Source organism: Modestobacter lapidis (genome assembly GCF_054780755.1).
This window is the reverse complement of the sequence record NZ_BAAGVS010000022.1, coordinates 18372-36247: the sequence shown is the minus strand read 5'-3', so window position 1 is coordinate 36247 and position 17876 is coordinate 18372. Positions and strand designations below refer to the sequence as shown.

At 74.2% G+C, this 17876-nt stretch carries 15 protein-coding genes and 3 tRNA genes; 13 read left to right on the top strand and 5 right to left on the bottom strand.

What is annotated here, in order from left to right; genetic code table 11:
- The first annotated feature begins 76 nt into the window (after window positions 1-76).
- From ACYVG5_RS17530 to ACYVG5_RS17495, 8 genes are all read left to right on the top strand, one after another.
- Window positions 77-889: a fumarylacetoacetate hydrolase family protein gene (locus ACYVG5_RS17530; RefSeq protein WP_222049229.1), complete on the top strand. Its 813-nt coding sequence runs from the start codon at window positions 77-79 to the stop codon at window positions 887-889.
- On the top strand, window positions 886-2376 hold the full coding sequence (gltX, locus tag ACYVG5_RS17525; RefSeq protein ID WP_222049230.1) for a glutamate--tRNA ligase: 1491 nt from the start codon (window positions 886-888) through the stop codon (window positions 2374-2376). Before ACYVG5_RS17530 ends, gltX begins: the two co-directional genes overlap by 4 nt.
- Window positions 2373-3806 (top strand): CPBP family intramembrane glutamic endopeptidase, encoded by a 1434-nt coding sequence (locus ACYVG5_RS17520; RefSeq protein ID WP_222049231.1) that lies wholly within the window; start codon window positions 2373-2375, stop codon window positions 3804-3806. The genes gltX and ACYVG5_RS17520 overlap by 4 nt, the downstream gene beginning before the upstream one ends.
- An 88-nt stretch (window positions 3807-3894) precedes the next feature.
- A tRNA-Gln gene (locus tag ACYVG5_RS17515) sits at window positions 3895-3966 on the top strand.
- 53 nt (window positions 3967-4019) lie between these two features.
- Window positions 4020-4092 (top strand) — tRNA-Glu (locus ACYVG5_RS17510).
- 131 nt (window positions 4093-4223) lie between these two features.
- A tRNA-Glu gene (locus tag ACYVG5_RS17505) sits at window positions 4224-4296 on the top strand.
- A 218-nt stretch (window positions 4297-4514) separates the two neighbouring features.
- Window positions 4515-6197 carry a sodium:solute symporter family protein gene (locus ACYVG5_RS17500; protein ID WP_222049232.1) on the top strand — a complete coding sequence of 561 codons (1683 nt, stop codon included), beginning with the start codon at window positions 4515-4517 and terminating at the stop codon, window positions 6195-6197.
- A 32-nt stretch (window positions 6198-6229) separates the two neighbouring features.
- Window positions 6230-6565, top strand: a complete 336-nt coding sequence (locus ACYVG5_RS17495; protein ID WP_222049233.1) for a hypothetical protein — start codon at window positions 6230-6232, stop codon at window positions 6563-6565.
- Here ACYVG5_RS17495 and ACYVG5_RS17490 read toward each other — a convergent pair.
- Both ACYVG5_RS17490 and ACYVG5_RS17485 read right to left on the bottom strand, forming a co-directional pair.
- Window positions 6562-7677, bottom strand: coding sequence for a sulfite oxidase (locus ACYVG5_RS17490; protein ID WP_246630522.1), 1116 nt, complete (start codon window positions 7675-7677; stop codon window positions 6562-6564). The two genes, ACYVG5_RS17495 and ACYVG5_RS17490, sit on opposite strands and share 4 nt — an antisense overlap.
- Window positions 7678-7774: 97 nt before the next feature.
- Window positions 7775-8476, bottom strand: coding sequence for an IclR family transcriptional regulator (locus ACYVG5_RS17485; protein WP_460683396.1), 702 nt, complete (start codon window positions 8474-8476; stop codon window positions 7775-7777).
- 86 nt (window positions 8477-8562) lie between these two features.
- On the opposite strand from ACYVG5_RS17485, the gene leuC reads away from it, so the two are divergent.
- The gene (leuC, locus tag ACYVG5_RS17480) at window positions 8563-10002 is read left to right on the top strand and encodes a 3-isopropylmalate dehydratase large subunit (RefSeq protein ID WP_222049235.1); all 1440 of its coding nucleotides are present in this window, start codon (window positions 8563-8565) and stop codon (window positions 10000-10002) included.
- A 4-nt stretch (window positions 10003-10006) separates the two neighbouring features.
- Complete coding sequence (leuD, locus tag ACYVG5_RS17475) at window positions 10007-10612, top strand: 3-isopropylmalate dehydratase small subunit (RefSeq protein WP_222049236.1); 606 nt, start codon at window positions 10007-10009, stop codon at window positions 10610-10612.
- Window positions 10613-10658: 46 nt separating this feature from the next.
- On the opposite strand, the gene ACYVG5_RS17470 is transcribed toward leuD, so the two are convergent.
- The 3 genes from ACYVG5_RS17470 to cofC are packed head-to-tail and all read right to left on the bottom strand — an operon-like array spanning window position 10659 to window position 14428.
- Window positions 10659-11600 (bottom strand): NUDIX hydrolase, encoded by a 942-nt coding sequence (locus ACYVG5_RS17470; RefSeq protein WP_222049237.1) that lies wholly within the window; start codon window positions 11598-11600, stop codon window positions 10659-10661.
- A 9-nt stretch (window positions 11601-11609) separates the two neighbouring features.
- Entirely contained in the window at window positions 11610-13712 is a 2103-nt protein-coding gene (locus tag ACYVG5_RS17465; protein WP_460683395.1) for an RNA degradosome polyphosphate kinase, read from the bottom strand.
- A 41-nt stretch (window positions 13713-13753) separates the two neighbouring features.
- Complete coding sequence (gene cofC / locus ACYVG5_RS17460) at window positions 13754-14428, bottom strand: 2-phospho-L-lactate guanylyltransferase (protein WP_460683394.1); 675 nt, start codon at window positions 14426-14428, stop codon at window positions 13754-13756.
- Between the two features lie 97 nt (window positions 14429-14525).
- Between cofC and ACYVG5_RS17455 the strand changes: the two genes are divergently transcribed.
- The 3 genes from ACYVG5_RS17455 to ACYVG5_RS17445 all read left to right on the top strand — a co-directional run bounded on the left by ACYVG5_RS17455 (window position 14526) and on the right by ACYVG5_RS17445 (window position 17871).
- Window positions 14526-15965 (top strand): serine hydrolase domain-containing protein, encoded by a 1440-nt coding sequence (locus ACYVG5_RS17455; RefSeq protein WP_222049314.1) that lies wholly within the window; start codon window positions 14526-14528, stop codon window positions 15963-15965.
- Window positions 15966-16069: 104 nt separating this feature from the next.
- Window positions 16070-16879 (top strand): lysophospholipid acyltransferase family protein, encoded by an 810-nt coding sequence (locus tag ACYVG5_RS17450; protein ID WP_222049240.1) that lies wholly within the window; start codon window positions 16070-16072, stop codon window positions 16877-16879.
- Window positions 16876-17871 (top strand): NAD(P)H-dependent glycerol-3-phosphate dehydrogenase, encoded by a 996-nt coding sequence (locus tag ACYVG5_RS17445; protein WP_222049241.1) that lies wholly within the window; start codon window positions 16876-16878, stop codon window positions 17869-17871. Before ACYVG5_RS17450 ends, ACYVG5_RS17445 begins: the two co-directional genes overlap by 4 nt.
- Window positions 17872-17876: the final 5 nt, after the last annotated feature.

Below are 17876 nucleotides of genomic sequence, written 5' to 3'. Positions count from 1 at the left end.
TGACCGGCTGACCGGCTGCCCCGGGCCCGGCGACGCGGCCGGGGCGCCGGTCCCCGGCCCGACTAACCTCATCGACGTGCGCATCGTCCGCTTCGCCCACCCAGCCGGCATGTCCTTCGGGGTCCTCGACGGGGACGGCCAGGTCGCCCAGATCGAGGGGCACCCCTTCGGCCAGATCTCCTTCACCGGCCAGCGGTTCGCCGCCGCCGACGTCCGGCTGCTCTCGCCCATCCTGCCCAGCAAGGTCGTCGGTATCGGGAAGAACTACGCCGACCACATCGCCGAGATGAAGACCGGCGAGGCGCCGGCGGAGCCGTTGATCTTCCTCAAGCCCTCGACGTCGGTAATCGGCCCCGGTGACGCCATCCGCATCCCGGCCGGGAGCACCAACGTGCACCACGAGGTCGAGCTCGCCGTCGTCATCGGTGCCCGCGGCGCCCGGCAGGTCAGCCCCGAGCAGGCGCTGGACAGCGTCTTCGGCTACACGATCGGCAACGACGTCTCCGAGCGCGACATGCAGCGCGGTGACGGCCAATGGACGCGGGCCAAGGGCTTCGACTCCTTCTGCCCCCTGGGCCCGTGGATCGAGACCGACCTGCGCGGCCTGGGCAAGGACCCGGCCGACCTGGAGATCACCTGCCGGGTGGACGGCGAGCTGCGCCAGTCCGGCCGCACCAGCCAGCTGCTGTTCGGGCTGCCCACGCTGATCTCGCACATCTCGAGGGTGATGACCCTGCTCCCCGGCGACGTCGTGCTCACCGGCACCCCCGCCGGGGTGGGCCCCATCGCCCCCGGGCAGCGCGTGGAGTGCGTCATCGAGGGCCTGGGCACGCTGGCCAACACCGTGGCCGGTGCCGACCCGACGTCGACGGCGGGGACGCCCCGATGACGGCTCCGCCCGCCGGCGGCGTGCGGACCCGGTTCTGCCCCTCGCCGACCGGCATGGTCCACGTCGGGCTCATCCGCACCGCGCTGTTCAACTGGGCGCATGCCCGGCACTCCGGCGGCACGTTCGTCTTCCGGATCGAGGACACCGACGCCGCCCGCGACTCCGAGGATTCCTACCGCCACCTGCTCGACAGCCTGCGCTGGCTGGGCCTGGACTGGGACGAGGGCCCCGAGGTCGGCGGCCCGCACGGCCCCTACCGGCAGTCCGAGCGGCACGACGTCTACCGCGAGGTCGCCGCGTCGCTGCTCGCGTCCGGGCACGCCTACGAGTCCTTCTCCACCAACGAGGAGGTCGACGCGCGGCGCCGGGCTGCCGGGCAGGACCCGAAGCTCGGGTACGACAACCACGACCGCTTCCTGACCGACGCCCAGAAGGCCGCCTTCCGCGACGAGGGCCGCTCGCCGGTGCTCCGGCTCCGGATGCCCGACGAGGACCTCGCCTGGACCGACCTGGTCCGCGGCGAGGTGCGGTTCGCCGCGGGGTCGGTGCCCGACTTCGTGCTGGTGCGGGGCAACGGTGCGCCGCTGTACCCCTTCGTCAACCCGGTCGACGACGCGCTGATGCAGATCACCGACGTGCTGCGCGGGGAGGACCTGCTGCCCTCCACGCCGCGCCAACTGGCCCTCTACGCCGCGCTCACCGACATCGGGGTCGCCGCCGGGACACCGCGCTTCGGTCACCTGCCCTACGTGATGGGGGACGGCAGCAAGAAGCTGTCCAAGCGGGATCCGCAGGCGAACTTCGACGTCTACCCCGAGCGCGGCTTCCTGCCCGAGGGGCTGGCGAACTACCTGTCGCTGCTGGGCTGGTCCATCGCCGAGGACCGCGACGTGTTCTCGATGGCCGAGCTGGTCGATGCTTTCGACGTCACCCGGGTCAGCGTCAACCCCGCCCGCTTCGACCTGAAGAAGGCCGAGGCGATCAACGCCACGCACCTGCGCGCCCTGCCGGTCGAGGAGTTCACCAGCTGGGTGGTGCCGTTCCTCGCCGGCGCGGGGCTGATCGCCGACCCGCCCACGCCGGAGCAGCGGGCCGTGCTCGACGCGATCGCCCCGCTGGCGCAGGAGCGGATGATCGTGCTGTCCGACGCGGTCGGCCTGCTGGGCTTCCTGTTCACCGACGAGGTGGAGCTCGACTCCGCCGCGGCGGCCAAGCAGCTGGCCGGGCCCGACGCGGCCGAGGTCCTCGACGCCGCCACGGCCGCGCTGACCGGGCTGGCCGAGTGGAGCACCCCGGCGCTGGAGGCGGCGCTCAAGCAGGCGCTCGTCGACGGGCTCGGGCGCAAGCCACGGCAGGCCTTCGGCCCGGTGCGGGTCGCGGTCAGCGGGCGCACGGTGTCCCCGCCGCTGTACGAGTCGATCGAGCTGCTCGGCCGGGAGCGGACGCTGGCCCGGCTGGCCGCCGCGCGCGCGCAGACCGGGGCATGAGCGGGCCGGGCCGGGGGAGCGGGCTGCCGGGCCCGCCGGCTGGTCGGCCCGAGGGGTGGCAGCCCTGGTCGGGTGGATCCGCGGCCGGTGCGGGCCCCTGGTCGCCGCCGGGGCAGCAGACGTCGTGGCAGCCGGACCCGGGCCACTACACCGGCCCGCCGCCGACCGGCCGCTACGGGGCACCGCCGGCCGTGCCGTACGGCCCGCCCGCGCCGTACGGCCCGCCCGCGCCGTACGGCGCCTACGGGCCCGGACCCGGGGCCTGGCCGGGGCCGGCCCCGTGGCCGGCGGGCGGCCCGGTGCCGCCGACCACGCCGCCCGGCGCCCCGCCGCACGACCTTCCGCAGCCCTACCTGCTGCTGATGCGGGCCCGCGACTGGGCCTGGTGGCGTCCGGTGCTCGGCCTGCTGCTGTTCGGTGTGCTGTACCTCGTCGCCGTCGTGGTCCTGATCGTGGTCGCCGCCGTGACCGGGGTGGCCCCCGACCTGGCGCTGGACGACCTCACCGACCCGGTGGTGCTCCTGGTCACCAACGCCTCGCTGGTCGTGGCGATCCCGATCGTCTGGCTCTGCTGGGTGGTGCCGCACGGCCTGGGCATCGGCTGGTCCTCCTCGGTGCTCGGGCGGCTGCGCTGGCGGCTGCTGTGGCCCTACACACTGCGCGCGCTGCTCACCCTCGGCCTCGCGGTGGGCCTCACCGTGGTGCTCGCCGTCGTCACCAGCGGCGTGGCGGTCACCGGGCCGGACTCCTCCTTCCTCTGGGTGCTGCTGGTCGTGCTGCTGACCACGCCGCTGCAGGCCGCCGCCGAGGAGTACGTCTTCCGCGGCTACCTCAGCCAGGCCATCGCCGGGTGGATCGGGCGTCCGGTGGCCGGCGCGGTGGTCTCCGGGGTGGTCACGGCGGCGCTGTTCTCCCTGGCGCACCTCCCACCGGACTTCCTGACCTTCCTCGACCGGTTCGCCATCGGGCTCGCGTTCTCCGCGGTGGTCTGGCTGACCGGGGGGCTGGAGGCGGCGATCGTCCTGCACGCGGTCAACAACGTGGTGATCTTCGTGCTGGTCGGGCTGCTCGGCGACGAGGTGCTGGCCATCGATGCCTCCTCGGGCACCAGCCCGCTGCTCGACTGGGCCACCGTGCTGCTCGGCATCCTCGCCATGGTCGCGTTCGTGTGCTGGGTGGCCCGGTCGCGGGGGCGGTTGCGCCCCGAGGTGCTCAGCCCCGCCGTCGATCTCCGCTCGGCGCTGCCCCAAGGTGCGCTGTGGGCGGCCCCCGGTGCCGCCTGGACGCCGCCTGCGCCGCCGTGGGTGCCGCCCGCCCCGCGCTGGGTCCCGCCGCCGGACGACCGGTGGGCGCGGCCGGCGGCCGGAGGTGGCCATCCCCGCCCTGACCAGCACGGACCGACGGCACCCGGGGTGGGCGGCGGAGGTTGACGCGCCGCCGGCCCGGGGGTGCCCGCGACCCCGGGCCCGGCATCGGGTACAGTTCGTTCCCGGCGCCATGAGGCGCTGGAAACACCCTTGGGGTATGGGGTAATTGGCAGCCCGACGGTTTCTGGTTCCGTTAGTCTAGGTTCGAGTCCTGGTACCCCAGCGAGGAAGCACCATCTCCTCCAGCACCACCGCACGGCAGCACCACGAGAGCCTGGCCCCGTCGTCTAGCGGCCCAGGACGCCGCCCTCTCACGGCGGTAGCGAGGGTTCGAATCCCTTCGGGGCTACACCGCGCAGAGCCCCCGACCTCCCGGGTCGGGGGCTCTCGCCCTGTCCGGGCCCGTCCGCCGCCCGGCGGGGGCCCGGGTGGCCCGACGGCGGCGGCATGGCATCATCGTCGCGGCACCTGCACCACCGCGGCCCCGTCGTCTAGCGGCCCAGGACGCCGCCCTCTCACGGCGGTAGCGAGGGTTCGAATCCCTTCGGGGCTACACCGCGCAGAGCCCCCGACCTGCCCAGGTCGGGGGCTCTCGTGCTGCCGGTCGCCGTCGGCCGCCGAGGCACCGATCATCGACCTGCCGGGCAGCCGGAGCGGTGCTAGCGTCCGCGGGGCTGATCATCGCGCCGCGCCCCCGGTGCCCCGCCCTGACGGCAGCAGGGGTCACCGGCGCCGGGGGCCCGAGACGTTCTGCGAACCAGAGGAGACGCGGTGGTCCTCGCTGCCGACGACACCCTGCGGCTCGATGCGTCGTTCATCGACTACGCGCTCGTCGTCGCCTACTTCGCCGTCGTGATGCTGATCGGCTTCGCCGCCCGCCGGCGGGTGTCCGACAGCCTCGACTTCTTCCTGTCCGGCCGGTCCCTGCCGGCCTGGGTCACCGGACTGGCCTTCATCTCGGCCAACCTGGGCGCGGTCGAGATCATCGGCATGTCGGCCAACGGCGCGCAGTACGGCATGCCGACGATGCACTACTTCTGGATCGGCGCGGTGCCGGCCATGCTGTTCCTGGGCGTCGTGATGATGCCCTTCTACTACGGGTCCAAGGTGCGCAGCGTCCCGGAGTTCATGCGCCGGCGCTTCGGCACCGGGGCGCACCTGGTCAACGCGCTCAGCTTCGCCCTCGCCCAGGTGCTCATCGCCGGGATCAACCTGTTCCTGCTGGCCACGATCGTCGAGGCGCTGCTGGGCTGGGCGCTGTGGATCTCGCTGATCGTCGCGGCCGTGGTGGTGCTGAGCTACATCACCCTCGGAGGTCTGTCGGCGGCGATCTACAACGAGGTCCTGCAGTTCTTCGTGATCGTCGCCGCGCTGCTGCCGCTGACCCTGATCGGCCTCAACCGGGTCGGCGGCGTCGGCGGCCTCATCGACCGGGTGCAGGCCTCGCCGGGTGGCGAGGGGGAGCAGCTGTCCTCGTGGCCGGCGACCGAGCTCTCCGGCTTCGAGAACCCGGTGTGGTCGACCATCGGCATCGTGTTCGGGCTGGGCTTCGTGCTGTCCTTCGGCTACTGGACGACGAACTTCGTCGAGGTGCAGCGGGCGATGGCGACCAAGTCGATGTCCGCCGCCCGGAGCACCCCGGTCATCGGGTCCTTCCCGAAGATGTTCGTCCCGTTCATCGTGGTGGTCCCCGGGATGATCGCCGCCGTCCTGGTCCCGGAGATCACCGCGCTCAAGGCCGGCGAGGAGAGCAGCCTCACCTACAACGAGGCGATCCTGGCGCTGATCCGGGACGTGCTGCCGAACGGCCTGCTCGGCGTGGCGATCGCCGGGCTGCTGGCCGCCTTCATGGCCGGCATGGCGGCCAACATCTCCGCCTTCAACACCGTCTTCAGCTACGACCTGTGGCAGCAGTACGTGAAGAAGGACCGTCCCGACGACTACTACCTCCGCGTCGGCCGGTGGGCGACGGTCGGGGCGACGGTCGTCGCGATCGGCACGGCGCTCATCGCGGCCGGCTACAGCAACCTGATGAACTACCTGCAGACGCTGTTCGGCCTGTTCAACGCCCCGCTGTTCGCCACGTTCATCCTCGGGATGTTCTGGAAGCGGATGACCCCGACGGCCGGGTGGGCCGGCCTGGTCTCGGGCACCGGTGCCGCCCTGGCCGTCTTCGTGATGAACGAGACGGGGGTGATCACGCTGCCCGGGCAGGGGGCGGCCTTCGTCGCTGCCGGCGCCGCGTTCGTGGTGGACATCGCGGTGAGCGTGGTGGTCAGCCAGGTGACCGCGCCGAAACCCGTCGCGGAACTGGCCGGCCTCGTCTACTCCGAGACGCCGAAGGAGGTGCGCACCGACCCGGAGGCGCACCGGCTGCCCTGGTGGCAGTCGCCCACCAAGCTGGCCGGCATCTCGCTGGTCATGGTCATCGTGCTCAACGTCATCTTCCGCTGACCGTGGCCAGCGACAGCCGAGAGGGGCAGCACATGAGCGGCGCGCACAGCACCGACGACGGCACGGACAGCGGGGACCGGCACACCGCCGGGGCCTACGACGTCCGCAACGTGATCGCCGGCCTGATCGGCCTGTACGGGGTCGTCCTGGTGGTCATGGGGCTGGCCGGGAGCTCGGAGCAGGACATGGTCAAGACCGGCGGGGTCAACGCGAACCTCTGGTCGGGCATCGTGATGGTGGTCGTGGCCCTGGCGTTCGTGCTCTGGACGCGGCTGCGGCCGGTGGTCGTCGACCCCGGCGCTGCCGTCGATGGCTCCGAGGCGGCCGAGGGGGCCGCGGAGGACCGCGGTCCGGCCCACGAAAGCTAGTCCCCGGGCGGGAAGACGGTCACCGGCACCCGCTGCACCAGGGTGTTGGCCATGCCCTGACGGTTCCACTCCTGCTCGACCGGCTGCGTCCCGCCGGTCGCGTCGGTGGCCCGCACCAGCAGCTCGGCCGGCCCGGGTTCCGCCGTCCAGGTGCACGTCCAGGCGCGCCACGCCCACGGGTGGGCCGGGTCGACGGGGGAGAGCACCGCATCGGCCCACGTCCGCCCGCCGTCGGTGCTCACCTCCACCCGGGTCACCGGCGCGCGGCCGGACCAGGCCCGCCCGGACAGCTGCACCGGCCCGGCCGCCAGGAAGCGCTCCCGCGTCATGAAGTCCGGGAAGCCCGGCGGGCTCAGCAGGGCCCGTGGGCGGATCCGGGACACCGGCTCGCCCGGTTCTCCCGGCTCGGTGGCCAGCCGGTAGGCGGTGGCGTTCTGGTAGCCGGTGAACGGCTCCTCGAGCACCTCGATCCGGGTCAGCCACTTGACCTGCGCCATGCCGTACCAGCCGGGCACGACCAGGCGCAGCGGCGCCCCGTGCTGCGGCGGCAGCGGAGAGCCGTTCATGGACCAGGCCAGCAGGGTCTCCGGGCGCAGCGCCTCGGCCACCGGCATGCCGCGGGCGTAGTCCTGCTCGACGCCGCGCTCCACGCCGTGGTCGGCGCCGGTGAAGACGATGTCCACCGCGTCGGCCGAGAGGCGCGCCTCCTGCAGCAGCGGCGCCAGCGCAGTGCCGCCCCACTCGGCGGAGCCGACCGCCTCCAGCAGCCACGGCTGGCTGACCGGCCGCGGCTCGAGCCGGGCCCGCCCGTTGCCGGCGCACTCCAGCAGCACCCGGCCGGTGGCCGGGGCGCGCCGCTGCAGGTCGGCGAGGGTCAGCCGGAGCGGCCGCTCCACCGCGCCGGTGACCTCGAGTGTCCAGCTGGCCGGGTCGACGGCGGGGATGTCGAAGTGGGTCAGCACGTAGTGCAGCCCCGGCGGGGTCACGTCGTACCGCAGCGCCTCCAGCGGCAGGCCGTGGTTGCGGGTGGCGAGGGCCAGCTCGTCGAGGCCGATGCCCTCACCGGGCTCGGCGACCCGGGCGCGGCCGCGGGCGGTGTCCATGGCGGTCATGGGAGCAGTCTTCGCCCAGCCGACGACGAGCGGAAGCCCTGGCCAGCCTGCAGGGGCCCGCCGCGAGCCTGCGAGTGGCGGGGGGCAGGCAGGTCCTTCAACGGGCGGCGCGGGAGATCGCGGCGGCAGCGTCGAGGACGGCGGTGACCACCTCGGGGCTCGGCCGGCGGCCCAGCCGCTCGACCGGGCCGGAGATCGACACCGCGCCGAGCACCCCACCGGCGCCGTCCCGGACCGGGGCGGAGACCGACGCGACCCCGACCTCCCGCTCGGCGATGCTGTGCGCCCAGCCGCGGCGCCGGACGTCGAGCAGCGTGCGGGCGGTGAAGCTGGCGGCGGGCAGCAGCGGGGTGACCTCCTCGGCCGGGGCGAAGGCGAGCAGCGCGTGCGCCGCCGAGCCGGCGGTGAGCGGCAGCCGGACGCCGACGGGAACCGTGTCGCGCAGCCCGCTGACCCGCTCGGCGGCGGCGACGCACACCCGGCTGGCGCCGTCCCGGACGTAGAACTGGGCGCTCTCGCCGCTGGCGTCGCGCAGCCCCGGAAGGTGCCGGCCGGCGACCTCGGCCAGGTCGGAACCGCCCCGGTTCAACTCCGCCAGGCCGGGGCCCGGGGCCCAGGCGCCGCCGGCGGTGCGCTTGAGCAGGCGGTGGCCCTCCAGCGCGGTGGCCAGCCGGTGGGCGGTTGCCCGGGGCAGGCCGGTGCGCGCGACCAGGTCGGCGAGGCTCGCCGGTTCGTCGGCGACCGCGCGCAGGATGGTCACTGCTTTGTCCAGCACGGCAACGGGGTTAGGCTGTCCCACGTAGCAATACTCGCATCCCACCATATGAGACACCAGTGGGTGAGGCGGCCGAGCTGCCGCCACCTGCCCGTTCGAGGAGGACCACCGTGGGCCAGACACTGGCGCAGAAGGTGTACGAGTCGCACGTCGTCCGGCGTACCGATGGCGAGCCCGACCTGCTCTACATCGACCTGCACCTGGTGCACGAGGTCACCAGCCCGCAGGCGTTCGACGGGCTGCGGGCCGCCGGGCGCACCGTCCGCCGGCCGGACCTCACCATGACCACCGAGGACCACAACGTCCCGACGCTGGACATCCTCAGCCCGATCGCCGACCCGGTCTCCCGCGCCCAGGTGGACGCGCTGCGCCGCAACGCGGCGGAGTTCGGCCTGCGGGTGGCCCCGATGGGCGACCGCGACCAGGGCATCGTGCACGTCATCGGCCCGCAGCTGGGTCTGACCCAGCCGGGCATGACCATCGTGTGCGGTGACAGCCACACCTCCACCCACGGCGCGTTCGGCGCGCTGGCCTTCGGTATCGGCACCAGCGAGGTCGAGCACGTGCTGGCCACCCAGACGCTGCCGCAGCAGCCGGCCAAGCAGATGGCCGTCACCGTCGACGGCGAACTCCCCGCCGGCGTCTCGGCGAAGGACGTCATCCTGGCCGTCATCGCCCAGATCGGCACCGGCGGCGGCCAGGGGCACGTCATCGAGTACCGCGGCAGCGCCATCGAGGCGCTGTCGATGGAGGCCCGGATGACGATCTGCAACATGTCGATCGAGGCCGGCGCGCGCGCCGGGCTCATCGCCCCCGACCAGACCACCTTCGACTACCTGCAGGGTCGCCCGCACGCGCCGCAGGGCGAGGACTGGGACGCCGCGGTGGCGTACTGGTCGACGCTGCACACCGACGACGACGCCGCCTTCGACCGCGAGGTGCACATCGACGCCGCCGCGCTCACCCCCTACGTCACCTGGGGTACCAACCCCGGCCAGGGCCTGCCGATCGACGGCGTCGTCCCCGACCCGGCGCAGTTCGCCGACGAGGGTGACCAGCGGGCCGCGGAGTCCGCCCTGGCCTACATGGGCCTGACCGCCGGCACGCCGCTGCGGGAGATCGACGTCGACACCGTGTTCCTGGGCTCGTGCACCAACGGCCGGATCGAGGACCTGCGGGTCGCCGCCGCCCTGCTGAAGGGCAGGCACGTCGACGCCGGCACCCGGATGCTCGTCGTCCCCGGGTCGGTGCAGGTCAAGCTGGAGGCCGAGGCCGAGGGCCTGGACCGGGTGTTCCTCGACGCCGGCGCCGAGTGGCGCGGGGCGGGCTGCTCGATGTGCCTGGGCATGAACCCCGACCAGCTCAAGCCGGGGGAGCGGGCGGCCTCGACCAGCAACCGGAACTTCCAGGGCCGGCAGGGCAAGGGCGGGCGCACCCACCTGGTGTCCCCGGCCGTTGCCGCTGCGACCGCGCTGACCGGGAAGCTCACCGCCCCGGCCGACCTCGACAACGGCATCGCCACCCGCCCCTCCACCCGAGCTGGAGCCTGACCCGATGGACGCCTTCACCACGCACACCGGCACCGCCGCCCCGCTGCGCCGCACCAACGTCGACACCGACCAGATCATCCCGGCCGAGTACCTGAAGCGGATCACCCGGACCGGCTTCGAGGACGGGCTGTTCGTCGCCTGGCGGACGAACGAGCCGGACTTCGTGCTCAACCAGCCGCAGTACGCCGACGCCTCGGTGCTGGTGGCCGGGCCCGACTTCGGCACCGGCTCCTCCCGCGAGCACGCCGTGTGGGCGCTGCTCGACGGCGGCTTCCGGGCCGTGATCAGCTCCCGGTTCGCCGACATCTTCCGCAACAACTCGACCAAGTCGGGGCTGCTCACGGTGACCCTGCCGCAGGCTGACGTCGAGGCGCTGTGGGCCGCGGTCGAGGCCGACCCGACCACCGCGGTGACCGTCGACCTGCGGGCCAAGCAGGTCACCTACCGGAACACCGCGGTCCCGTTCGAGGTCGACGACTACACCCGCTGGCGGCTGCTGGAGGGGCTGGACGACGTCGGCCTCACCGAGCGGCACCTGGACGACGTGACGGCCTTCGAGGCGTCCCGGCCGTCCTGGCTGCCGAAGACGCTGCCCGCCCGCGCCGGCTGACCTGCTGACCCCGAGCCGCCATGGTGGTGGCTCGGGGTCGGCCTGGTCAGACCGGGTCGGTGACGACGTCGCGGTAGTAGTCGGCGGTCAGCGCCCCCGGCGTGCCGCCCAGCGCCCACACGCTGCCCTTCGCCGACGGCGGCCACAGCGCCCCCGCGACGCCCGCCCAGCGCACGCCCAGCGCCATCAGCGCCGACGGGATCGCGCCGCCCTGGCTGCAGACCACCGTCACCCCCCGGGCGGGAGGCGCGGCCAGCAGCGCCTCGATCGCTGCCAGCCCGCCCCGGGGGTCGTCGCTGAACCGTTGCTCGCCCAGTTCCGGGAGCAGCCGCACGTCCAGGCCCAGCCGGCCGGCCAGCGGCTCGAGGGTCTCCCGGCAGCGCACCGGCTCGGCCGACAGCAGGTCGACCGGCCCGAACACCGGGAGCACGTCGGCCAGCCGCCGGGCCTGCGCGCGGCCGGCCCGGTCCAGCGGGCGCAGCGCGTCCGGGCCGTCGAAGTCCGCGCGCTCACCGGCGCTGGCGTGCCGCACGAGCAGCAGGGCCGGAGCGCGCGGGACGTCGGTGCGGGCGAGGTCGTCGAGCACCGCGCGATCATGGGCGTGCGTCACCCGGTCGGTGGCCTCGGCGACCGGCAGCCAGCAGAGCTCGTCGACCTCGTCGTTGACGGCGAAGCCGCCGCCGGTGACCTGCATCAGCCAGTAGTCCACCTCCTTGGCGGCCGTCCCGCCGTCCCGGGTGCGGACGGCGTAGCGCGTGCGCACGCTGCGCCGTCCCACGACGACGTCCAGGCCGGTCTCCTCGCGCACCTCGCGGACCGCGGTCCCGAGCAGGTGCTCGCCCGGCTCGGGCTTGCCCTTGGGCAGCGACCAGTCGTCGTACTTGGGCCGGTGGACCAGTGCGGTCTCCAGCGTTCCGTCGGCCCGGGCGCGCCACAGCGCGCCGCCGGCGGCGCGCACCCCGGCCGGCCGGTCAGCCAGCGTGCTCACCGTGCTGCCCTACCCACTGGTGAACTCGCTGGCTCGCTCACCGCGATCGGCGAGGAGCTCGGCCTGGTGGTCCCGTTCCCCGGTCAGCGTCCAGCTGCCGTCGGCGGTCAGGTGCCAGCTGCGCACGTCGGGGGCCAGGGAGGCGTCGAACACCCGCTGCAGGTCGCGCTGCACGACCGGGTCGTTGACCCGCAGCAGCACCTCCACCCGGCGGTCGAGGTTGCGGTGCATGAGGTCGGAGCTGCCGATCCACCACTCCGGGGTGCCGGCGTTGACGAAGGACATGGCCCGCGAGTGCTCCAGGAAGCGCCCGACGATGGAGCGGACGTGCACGTTCTCGCTCATGCCCGGCACCCCCGGGCGGAGCGTGCAGATGCCCCGGATGACCAGTTCGACCGGGACGCCGGCCGCCGAGGCCTCGTAGAGCGCGTCGACGATCTGTTCGTCGACGAGTGAGTTCACCTTGATCCGGACGCCCGAGGGCCTGCCCTCGGCGGCGTGGCGTGCCTCCCGCCGGATCTTCTCCACCAGCCCGGCGCGCACCCCGTGCGGGGCCACCATCAGCGACCGGTAGGTGGTCTGCCTGGAGTAGCCGGTGAGGGTGTTGAACAGGTCGGTGAGGTCGGCGCCCACTCGCGGGTCGGCGGTGAGGATGCCGAGGTCCTCGTAGATGCGGGCGGTCTTCGGGTTGTAGTTGCCCGTTCCGATGTGGCAGTAGCGGCGCAGCACGCCGCTCTCCCGGCGCACCACCAGTGCGGTCTTGCAGTGGGTCTTCAGGCCCACCAGCCCGTAGACGACGTGGCAGCCGGCCCGCTCCAGCGAGCGTGCCCAGCTGATGTTGGCCTCCTCGTCGAACCGGGCCTTGATCTCGACCAGCACCACGACCTGCTTGCCCGCCTCGGCGGCCTCGATCAGCGCCGAGACGATGGGGGAGTCGCCGGAGGTGCGGTACAGCGTCTGCTTGATCGCCAGCACGTTGGGGTCGGCCGCGGCCTGCTCGATGAAGCGCTGCACGCTGGTGGCGAAGGAGTCGTAGGGGTGGTGCACCAGCACGTCGCCCTCGCGGAGGGTGGCGAACACGCTCTTGGGTGTCTCGCCCTCGCTGAGCCGCGGGTGGGTGGCCGGCACGAACGGCTCGTCCTTGAGCTCGGGGCGGTCCAGGTCGTACAGCGCCGTCAGGGCGGCGAGGTCCAGCAGGCCGGGGACGTGCACGACGTCGGCCGGGCTGATCTCCAGCTCGTGCACCAGGACGTCGAGGATCTGCGGGTCCATCGACTCGGTGACCTCCAGCCGCACCGCCGGGCCGAAGCGCCGGCGGGCCAGCTCCCGCTCCAGGGCCTGCAGCAGGTCCTCGTCGCGGTCCTCCTCCACCTCGACGTCGGCGTTGCGGGTGACCCGGAACAGGTGGTGGTCGAGCACGTCCAGGCCGGGGAACAGCTGCTGGAGGTGGGCGGAGATGAGGTCCTCCAGCGGCAGGAAGACCGCTTCGCGCTCTGTGCCCAGCGCCCCGACCGCCCCCACCGGGATGAACCGCGGCACGTTGTTGGGCACCTTGAGCCGGGCGAAACGGGGGGCGCCGGTCTCGGGGTCGCGCACCGAGACGGCGAGGTTCAGCGAGAGCCCGCTGATGTAGGGGAAGGGGTGGGCCGGGTCGACGGCCAGCGGGGTGAGCACCGGGAACACCTGGTCGCGGAAGTACTCGCGCAGGCGCATCGCGTCGTCGTCGGCCAGGCCGTCCCAGTGGACGATCCGGATGCCCTCGGCCTCCAGCCGGGGGCCGACGTCCTTGTTGAAGACCCCGGCGTGCCGGTGCACGAGGTCCTGGGTGCGGTCGGTGACCCGGGCCAGCTGCTCCCGGATGGTCAGCCCGTCGGCGGAGCGCACCGTCAGGCCGGTGCTCTGCCGCCGTTTCAGCCCGGCGATCCGGACCATGAAGAACTCGTCGAGGTTGCTGGCGAAGATGGCCAGGAACTTCACCCGCTCCAGCAGGGGGGCGCTGTCGTCCTCGGCCAGCTCCAGCACGCGGGCGTTGAAGTCCAGCCAGGACAGTTCCCGGTTGAGGTACCGGTCGGCCGGTAGGGGGGCGTCGCTCGGCGGGGTCTCTCGGGGCACCCGCTGATCGTGCCGCATCCGGGTGAACGGCGGGCGATGGATCAGCCGGAGCAGGTCGCCGGGAGCAGCCGGTCCAGCAGCGCCCCGGTCGCCGGGCCCAGGCCGAGCGCCCGGGCGGCGAGCAGGTCCGCCGGGGTGTCGACGTCCCGGGCCAGCCCCGGCCACGGGCCGGTCAGCCGGACCGCCCCGGAGGCTCCGTGGGCCGCGGCGGAGGCCGGGCCGAAGCGGGGGCCGAGGTCGCCGGCGGCGACGGTCAGCAGCGTGGTGCCGGTGCCGGCCGCGTCGGTGGTGAAGCACCGGGGCCTGCCCGCCGCGGCGTGCCCGTCGGCCGCCGCGAGCGCGCCGGCCAGCTCGGCCGGGCGCAGCGCGGGCAGGTCGGAGGAGAGTGCGGCGACCGGCCCGGCCCCGGCCGCCCGGGCGCCGTGGGCGAGCGCCGGGTTCAGCCCGCGGCGCGGCTCGTCCGGAACGGCGCGGGCGCCCAGCGTGGCGGCGACGTCCGCGGCCCGCACGTCGTCGGTCACGACCACGACCGCAGCCACCGCGGGGCAGGCGGCCACCGCGGCCACGGTGTCGGTCAGCAGCGCCAGGACCAGCTCGACGTGGTCCTCCGGGCCCCGGCCGCCGGTACCGGTGAGCGGGCGCAGCCGCGTCTTGGCGACGGCGAGCTGCTTGGCCGGCACCACCACCGACCACCGCCGCACCGCCCGTCCCGCCACCTGGGAAGCTCAGCACATCCGGCGACCCACCGTCGCGCCGCCCGCCCGCCCGCCCGTTCCGAGCCGGGGCCCGCGCGAGACCCTGGAGACGACCACGATGAGCACTCCGCCCACCCGGGCCGCCGAGGTGGCCGTCGCAGCCGCGCCCTACCTGGAGTCCTGGCTGGCGCACCAGCGCCGGCGGCTGCGCGTGCCCGGCGTGCAGGCCGCGGTCCGGGTCGGTGACCGGCTCGTGCTCTCCACGGCGCTCGGGGTCGCCGACCTGGAGAGCGGTGCGGAGCTCACTCCTGGGCACCTGTTCCGGATCGCCTCGCACTCCAAGACCTTCACCGCGACCGCCGTCCTGCAGCTGGTCGAGGCCGGCCGGATGCGGCTGGACGACCCGATCGGGCACTGGGTCCCGGCGGTGCGGGAGCGGGCCCCCGAGGTGGCCGCCGTCACCGTCCGCGAGCTGCTCGGCCACCAGGGCGGCGTCGTCCGCGACGGCCGGGACAACGACCACTGGCAGCTCCTGCAGCCCTTTCCCGACGCGGCCGCCCTGCTGGACCTCGCCGCCGACGGCGGCGCGGTGTTCGGGCGCAACGAGCACTTCAAGTACTCCAACGTCGGCTACTCGCTGCTCGGCCTGGCGATCGAGGCGGTCACCGGCACCAGCTACGCCGCGCACGTGCAGCGGGAGGTGGTCGACCGGCTCGGGCTGGCCGACACCGGACCGGAGTGGGACGCCCGGCGGGCCGCCCAGTACGCCGCCGGGCACACCGGCCTGCTGGACGGCGAGGACGTCCGGCTGCGCATCCCGCACGTCGACACCCGGGCCATGGCGGCGGCCACCGGCTTCTTCTCCACCGCCACCGACCTCACCACCTTCGGCGCCGCGCACTTCACCGGTGCCGCCGGCCTCCTCGGCGAGGCCAGCAAGCGGCTGATGCGCCGGCCGGAGTCCGAGGTGCGCGCGCACGACGAGGAGGTGCGCCACTACGGCCTCGGCATGGATCTGCGCACCGCCGGCGACCGCCGGCTGGTCGGGCACAGCGGCGGGTACCCCGGGCACATCACCCGCACCTGGATCGATCCCGAGGCGCAGGTGGTGGTCAGCGTGCTGACCAACGCCGTCGACGGCCCGGCCGACGTCCTCGCGCGCGGGCTGTTCGCCCTGCTCGACCTCGCGCTGGCCGGGCCGGAGCAGCCGGCGCCTGCCGCCGCCCCGGCGGGCGGCGCCGACCCGGCCCGGTTCGCCGGCCGCTTCGCCAATCTGTGGGGGGTCGTCGACGTGGCGCTGCTCGGTGGCCGGCTGGTGCTGCTGCACCCCAGCGCCCCGGACCCGGTGGAGGGCCACCTCGAGCTCACCGTCGAGGGCCCGGACACGCTGCGGATGGAGTCGGTGGCCGGCTTCGGCTCGGCCGGGGAGACGGTCGACTACGAGTGGGATGCCGATGGCGCCGCCACCCGGGTGCGGACCGGCGGGATCTCCTCCTGGCCCGTCGAGGTGTTCCGCGCCCAGCGCGCCGGGCAGGTGCGCCGGGCCCCGGCCGGCTGACCCGCAGCGGTCGCCGGCAGCGCCCGGGGGGCAGTGGCACCCCCGGCGCCGCCAGGAGGCACGATCATGAGCCGCACCACTCGCCCGACCCGAAGAGGTGACCCGTGTCGCAGCAGCTCCCTGCGGCCTCCGTGGACGAGCACGCCCCGCGACCGCCCCGCCGGCTGACCCGGCGTCCGATCCCGTGGGCGCTGCGGCTGTGCGTGTTCGTCGTGTACCCGGTGGCCGCCGTGGTCTTCAAGCTCCGGTACCGGCACGGCCGGCGCATCCCGCCGATCGGCGGGGTGCTGCTGGTCGCCAACCACGTGTCGGTGCTCGACCCGCTGGCCTGCGCCCGGCTCGTCTGGGACCACGGCCGGGTGCCGCACTTCCTGGCCAAGGACACCGTCTTCGTCGGTCTCGCCGGCACGATCCTGCGCGCCGCCGGGCAGATCCCGGTCTCCCGCGGGTCCAGCGAGGCCGCGTCGTCGGTGCACGCCGCCCGCCAGGCCCTGGCCGACGGGGACGTCGTGGTCATCTACCCGGAGGGATCGGTGACCCGCGACCCCGACTGGTGGCCGATGCAGGCCCGCACCGGCGTCGCCCGGCTGGCGCTCACCACCGACGCCGCCGTTCTCCCGGTGGCGCAGTGGGGGCCCCAGCGGGTGCACGACTACCACGCCCGGCGGCTGCACCTGCAGCTACGGGCGCCGGCGGACTACCTGGTCGGCGAGCCGGTCGACCTCACCGCGCTCCGTGCCCAGGTGCGCGCCGGCCTGCCGCTGACCGGTGAGCTGCTCCGCGAGGTGACCGACCTGCTCATGGTGCGCGTGCGCGACCAGCTCGGGGAGCTGCGCGGCGAGCGGCCGCCGGCCGCCTTCCACGCGCGACCGCACCGGCAACTGCCTGGTGACCTGCCCGGGGACGCGGCATGACGCGCGCGGCAGTGCTCGGCGCCGGTTCCTGGGGGACGACGTTCGCCAAGGTGCTCGCCGACGCCGGCACCGAGGTGGTGCTGCACGCCCGTCGCGCCGAGCTGGTCGCCGCCATCACCGGGACGCGGGAGAGCCCGGAGTACCTCCCCGGGATCCGGCTGCCCGACCGGGTCCGCGCCACCACCGACGCCGCCGAGGCGCTGGACGGCGCCGACATCGTGGTGCTCGCCGTCCCGTCGCAGACCCTGCGGGCCAACCTCACCGACTGGGCGCCGCTGCTGCCGCCCGCGGCGTCCCTGCTGTCGCTGATGAAGGGCGTCGAGCTGGGCACCACCAAACGGATGAGCGAGGTCATCTGCGAGGTGACCGGTGCGACGCCCGACCGGGTGGCCGCACTGTCCGGGCCGAACCTCGCCCGGGAGATCGCCGAGGAGCAGCCCGCCGCCACCGTCATCGCCTGCACCGACACCGCGCGCGCCGAGGCGCTGCAGGCGGCCTGCCACACGCCGTACTTCCGGCCCTACACCAACGCCGACCTGGTCGGCTGCGAGCTGGGCGGGGCGGTGAAGAACGTCATCGCGCTGGCGGTCGGCGTCACCGAGGGGATGGGTTTCGGGAACAACACCCGCGCCTCGCTGATCACCCGGGGGCTGGCCGAGACCGCCCGGCTGGGCGTGGCCCTGGGCGCGGAGCCGGCCACCTTCGCCGGGCTGGCCGGCCTGGGCGACCTGGTGGCCACCTGCTCCTCCCCGCTGTCGCGGAACCGTACGTTCGGCGAGCGGATCGGCCGGGGCATGTCCGTCGCCGAGGTGCAGCAGACCACCCGGCAGACGGCGGAGGGGGTGAAGTCCTGCCGCTCGGTGCTGGACCTGGCCCGCGCGCACGACGTCTACGTGCCGATCACCGAGGCCGTCGTCCGGGTCTGCCACGAGGGCGAGTCGGCCGGCCGGATGGTGCGGGAGATCATGTCCCGCGAGGCCAAGCCCGAATGACCGAG

Bases quoted from the DNA above. Each gene is read 5' to 3' on its own strand.
- gltX (WP_222049230.1), top strand. From the start codon at position 886: ATGACGGCTCCGCCCGCCGGCGGCGTGCGGACCCGGTTCTGCCCCTCG.
- ACYVG5_RS17520 (WP_222049231.1), top strand. From the start codon at position 2,373: ATGAGCGGGCCGGGCCGGGGGAGCGGGCTGCCGGGCCCGCCGGCTGGT.
- ACYVG5_RS17495 (WP_222049233.1), top strand. From the start codon at position 6,230: ATGAGCGGCGCGCACAGCACCGACGACGGCACGGACAGCGGGGACCGG.
- ACYVG5_RS17490 (WP_246630522.1), bottom strand. From the start codon at position 7,677: ATGACCGCCATGGACACCGCCCGCGGCCGCGCCCGGGTCGCCGAGCCC.
- leuD (WP_222049236.1), top strand. From the start codon at position 10,007: ATGGACGCCTTCACCACGCACACCGGCACCGCCGCCCCGCTGCGCCGC.
- ACYVG5_RS17455 (WP_222049314.1), top strand. From the start codon at position 14,526: ATGAGCACTCCGCCCACCCGGGCCGCCGAGGTGGCCGTCGCAGCCGCG.
- ACYVG5_RS17445 (WP_222049241.1), top strand. From the start codon at position 16,876: ATGACGCGCGCGGCAGTGCTCGGCGCCGGTTCCTGGGGGACGACGTTC.